Annotated in this window: 7 protein-coding genes; 1 reads left to right on the top strand and 6 read right to left on the bottom strand. The window is 45.0% G+C overall.

The genetic code is table 11. The features are described 5' to 3' along the window. The coding region (locus QTO00_RS16060) for a DUF5062 family protein (protein ID WP_331425692.1) at positions 1-99 on the top strand (99 nt) is incomplete at its 5' end. A 42-nt stretch (positions 100-141) separates the two neighbouring features. Here the strand turns inward: QTO00_RS16060 and rsgA are convergent. The 6 genes from rsgA to QTO00_RS16030 form a co-directional block, all read right to left on the bottom strand. Beyond that, positions 142-1,206 (bottom strand): ribosome small subunit-dependent GTPase A, encoded by a 1,065-nt coding sequence (gene rsgA / locus QTO00_RS16055; RefSeq protein ID WP_331425690.1) that lies wholly within the window; start codon positions 1,204-1,206, stop codon positions 142-144. A 234-nt stretch (positions 1,207-1,440) separates the two neighbouring features. Further along, a complete protein-coding gene (locus tag QTO00_RS16050; RefSeq protein ID WP_331425689.1) occupies positions 1,441-1,887 on the bottom strand; it encodes a copper chaperone PCu(A)C in 447 nt (148 codons plus the stop codon). Positions 1,888-1,910: 23 nt separating this feature from the next. Beyond that, on the bottom strand, positions 1,911-2,498 hold the full coding sequence (locus tag QTO00_RS16045; RefSeq protein WP_331425688.1) for an SCO family protein: 588 nt from the start codon (positions 2,496-2,498) through the stop codon (positions 1,911-1,913). Beyond that, a complete protein-coding gene (locus QTO00_RS16040; protein WP_331425687.1) occupies positions 2,495-2,923 on the bottom strand; it encodes a hypothetical protein in 429 nt (142 codons plus the stop codon). Before QTO00_RS16040 ends, QTO00_RS16045 begins: the two co-directional genes overlap by 4 nt. A gap of 100 nt (positions 2,924-3,023) precedes the next feature. Then, complete coding sequence (locus tag QTO00_RS16035) at positions 3,024-3,557, bottom strand: GNAT family N-acetyltransferase (protein ID WP_331425686.1); 534 nt, start codon at positions 3,555-3,557, stop codon at positions 3,024-3,026. A 211-nt stretch (positions 3,558-3,768) separates the two neighbouring features. Then, a partial coding sequence (locus QTO00_RS16030) for a DUF2057 family protein (protein ID WP_331425691.1) occupies positions 3,769-3,943 on the bottom strand: 175 nt, incomplete at its 5' end.

Genomic DNA, 3,943 nt, shown 5'->3' with positions numbered 1-3,943 from the left:
ACGCCATTACCTGAGAGTAAACTTGATGGAGCAAGCATCAAGCATAGGCTTGCTGTTTGGATTCATAGCGCGTTGCCGGACGATGATCCTTTGAAGTAGAGGCAATAAAGGGGCATGCGCCCCTTTTTAATGTCTACCGTATTAGTAGCTATTGCTTTGCTTGTGCTTTCGGTTAGCATTTTGAACCGTTTTATAGAACTTCGTTTGTTGCTTATATGAGGCTCTTTGCTCGGCAATGGTAGCGCTATTGCGTTGCTGTTCACGATGCAGTTTCTGGTAGTTTTTCAGACGCCGTTCTTCAAGCTTACCATACTCAATTGCTTCGCGTACACGGCAGCTTGGCTCGCCTTGATGCTCGCAATCGGAGAATTTGCATAGTGCCGCTAGTGACTCGATGTCAGAGAAGGTTTCCGCTACTCCATCAGCACAATTAACAAGCTGCAACTCGCGCATTCCTGGAGTGTCGATCAAGACTGCCCCAGTCGGCATGAAATGCATGGAACGGCTTGTTGTCGTATGACGGCCTTTGCTGTCATCTTCTCGGATGGTGCCTGTTTGTTGAGTCTCTTGTTTCAGTAAGCTATTCACTAACGTTGATTTGCCGACACCAGAAGATCCCATAAATGCGACAGTTTTCCCTGTTTGACACCAGGGTAATAACTGCTCGCATTGAGCCTGGTCAAGGGCATTAACTGCTTCAATCATCAACAGAGGATCAAGCTTTTGCACTTGTAGCATTTTGTCGTCAACATCGTAAGCTAAGTCAGCTTTGGTCAGCACAATCACTGGTTCCACCTCCGCCTCATGAGCGATAGCAAGGTAACGCTCAATACGACTAAGATTAAAGTCGTCATTGAGAGAGCAGACGATAAATAGCGTGGTAACGTTCGACGCGATCAGTTGTTCTGCGACTTTACTACCAGCGGCTTTACGCTGAAACAGTGATTGGCGCTCTAGCAACTTTACAAACTGAAAGTCTTGATTCATCAGTATCCAATCGCCAACAGTCATTGCTGGTAGTGACTTGTGGATCTCTAATGAAACGTCACCTGATTCACTTAATAGCTTATATCCGCTGCGATAATGCTCAGTAATTCTCGCCGCGATAAATTCAAGTTCTAGGTCTTCAAGTGTTAGTTGTTGCTGAAATAGGTTGTTCCAACCAAGTGTCGATAATGACATTGGCATGTTTGCTTTGGTATTCATAGTTGCCCCAAGCTAGATGTTTTGTATTTACAAATATTCGCTAGGGTCTTTAGACCCCGGTTAGGTATCACCGGGCAAAGGAAGGGTAAAGTGGCGGTTTAAAGTGACTTCACCATGTTTGCCGGGTGGGTTTTTAATACAATCATCAGATCCTCCTGTAGAAATAAATAAGCTTTACAGCAGCCATAATAGCAAAAGAGGTGAGCCATTGCCCACCTCTAAATATCGCATTGATTAGTGGTGATGTTTCATACCACTCATTACTTTCTTAATCGGTGCCGTAATGGTGTGTTTTTCTCCGTTGGCAAAGGTAAGTTCTACGTCAATGCTGTCGCCCTCTGTAAAAGGCTTAGTTAGGTTAAACAGCATAATATGAAAGCTACCTGGCTTTAATATCGCCTTTCCTTTTGCGGGTACGGTAATACGTTCCACTTGGCGCATTTTCATCACGTCTCCCTCTTTGATTACATCGTGTAACTCTACTTTGCCTGCCGCATCCGTGATCGCAGAAACAATGTAACGATCTTGGTCGCCTTTGTTCATGAACTCACCAAATACTGCGCTGGTAGGTGCATTGGGTGGTGTCGCACGCGCATAAGTATGGTGCGCCATTATGTCTGAATTCGCGTAGGCAAAAGGGCTTAATGCGATAGAGGCTAATAGAAGGGCTTTCAATTTCATTCTGACTATCCTTTGGGCTTGGTTTACTTAGTTGTTTTAATAGATTTAAAAGCTTCAACCAGCGGAGCTGGGGTTAAAGTATGTGGCACTTTGGTGATTAACGTTCCATCTGGTTTTAAAAAATAAAAATAGGAACTGTGGTCGAGCGTATATTTCAGTTCGGAGTTTTCCAATTCGGTCTTACGGAATATCACGCCATATTTGTCCGCCAGTGGTTTGGTGGTTTTTAATGGGGCAGATAGTCCCTCAATCATTGGGTGGAAATATTGCGCGTATCTGTGTGCGTCTGCTGCAGCATCTCGCTCAGGATCTAATGAGATAAACACCGGACGGAAATGACTTTTAGTTTCATCATCAACTTGATTAAGCGCCCCGGCTAACATGGCCAAAGAGGTTGGACAGACGTCAGGACAGCGCGTAAAGCCAAAGTAGGCGACTCTAATACGCTGATCTTGGGTATCAAACAGTTGTACCGCCTGGTTGCCTTTACCGAATAGGGTGGCCGTTGAGCTGCTCTCGGGTGAAGGCTGTTCGGCTTGTTGAAGATAACTTTTAAGTCCCAAACCTAGTACAAAGGCTACGACTAGGGCAATTAACCAGTTGCGACTCATTGTTCCATCCTTATTGAAGTTTTGATTGATTGAGTACCATCTGAGATGGTGCCGTACCACGTCATCGCCTCTGTGGTGCAAACGGGTAAAATTACTTGGCCAGCAAAGCTTCCTGATTCGGTTTTGTTGAGTTTGAACAGTGCTTTGCCCATTTCCATCTCATAGCCTTCAAGGGTCATCATTAGGCTATCTGCATCCATATCTGGCCAGTCGACGTTGACGATGGTAGGAATAAGAGGGTGGCTGATATCTTTGTCCGCTACAACCGAGATTTCTTGTTGGTTGCATGGCTTGGTTGAGACAAGGCAGTATTCATCCAGAGAGACTTGTTCTGTGGTCGCTTGATACCATTTAATAGCATCACTGGCAAAGAAACCACTGACGAGGGCGATAGCGAAGAGTACAACCTTTGCATAGCTAGGCATAGGGAATCCATTCCGAGAGTTGAAACCAGCGCAATGCTAGCACATCGCGCTCTATATCTATGAATCAACGGGCAAATTTGTGCTCGGAGTCAATCTCAATTCAGCGGTTCTTGTGTATGCCGTAGATGGCATGGTCTAGAATTCGTTCGCCGACTTTTTCTTGATTAGTGATTACTCCCTCAAGAGTCATACCTGCGCGCTCAGCAACACTTCGGCTTGGGGTGTTTTCAACCGCAGCGGAGAGCTGAACTTTATCCACTTCTAATTCATTGAAAGCAAAATCGATCAGGTGGTTGACTACGCGGGTCATGATTCCTTTGCCTTGATGATGTTTCGAAAGCCAATAGCCTATTTCCAAGCTTTTTGTTTCACGGTTGATATTGAAACAACTGCAGTTACCGACGATTTCATCGCGGTACAAAATGGCGCATGTCATGCTTTTGCCATCTGCGTATTCATGCAGCATGCTTTGAACAAATGAGCGAAAATCTTGCTCGCTGGAACAGTGTGGTGGCCAAGCAAGCCATTGATGTAGATAGTCGAACTGGTCAGAGACTAACTCGCAATATTTCTTCGCAAAGGAATATTGAACCAACGCGAGAGAAATGTCGTCATCTATTTTTCGTTTAAACACGCTATTTTCCTTGCTTATGAATGCTTTACATAACTTAACAGACGGAATACGTGTTTGCTAGGTGTCAATTTGAGACAGCATCAGTGTTTGAATGATTGAAGCTCGATGGTGAAGTGTTTGCATGTTTAGTCGAACACGCGTAAGAGAGTTTTAGACTTTCTACCGGACAGGAAGTTAAAAAGCCAGCACAGGTATAGTGCTGGCTGCGGTGTTACTTTTGATTGATGAAAGCTTTAAAGCGTTCCTGGGTTTCGGCATCCGCTTTGTTGTACCAGAAATGCAGCATTTCTTCGGCGGTCGTATCGCCTGCTTTCATTTGATTTCCGTCTACTTGGGCCGGTAGAGTAACCACTACCATCGCGGAAGAGGCAACCGCAGCTACACCA

This window comes from Vibrio sp. M260118, from assembly GCF_036533755.1.
In the GTDB taxonomy this organism is placed as follows: Bacteria; Pseudomonadota; Gammaproteobacteria; order Enterobacterales; family Vibrionaceae; genus Vibrio.
Note: the sequence above shows the minus strand (reverse complement) of the source record. Positions and strands in the feature narration are given on the sequence as shown.

Coding starts and splice junctions, on each gene's coding strand:
- rsgA (WP_331425690.1), bottom strand. CDS start 1,206: ATGAATACCAAAGCAAACATGCCAATGTCATTATCGACACTTGGTTGG.
- QTO00_RS16050 (WP_331425689.1), bottom strand. CDS start 1,887: ATGAAATTGAAAGCCCTTCTATTAGCCTCTATCGCATTAAGCCCTTTT.
- QTO00_RS16045 (WP_331425688.1), bottom strand. CDS start 2,498: ATGAGTCGCAACTGGTTAATTGCCCTAGTCGTAGCCTTTGTACTAGGT.
- QTO00_RS16040 (WP_331425687.1), bottom strand. CDS start 2,923: ATGCCTAGCTATGCAAAGGTTGTACTCTTCGCTATCGCCCTCGTCAGT.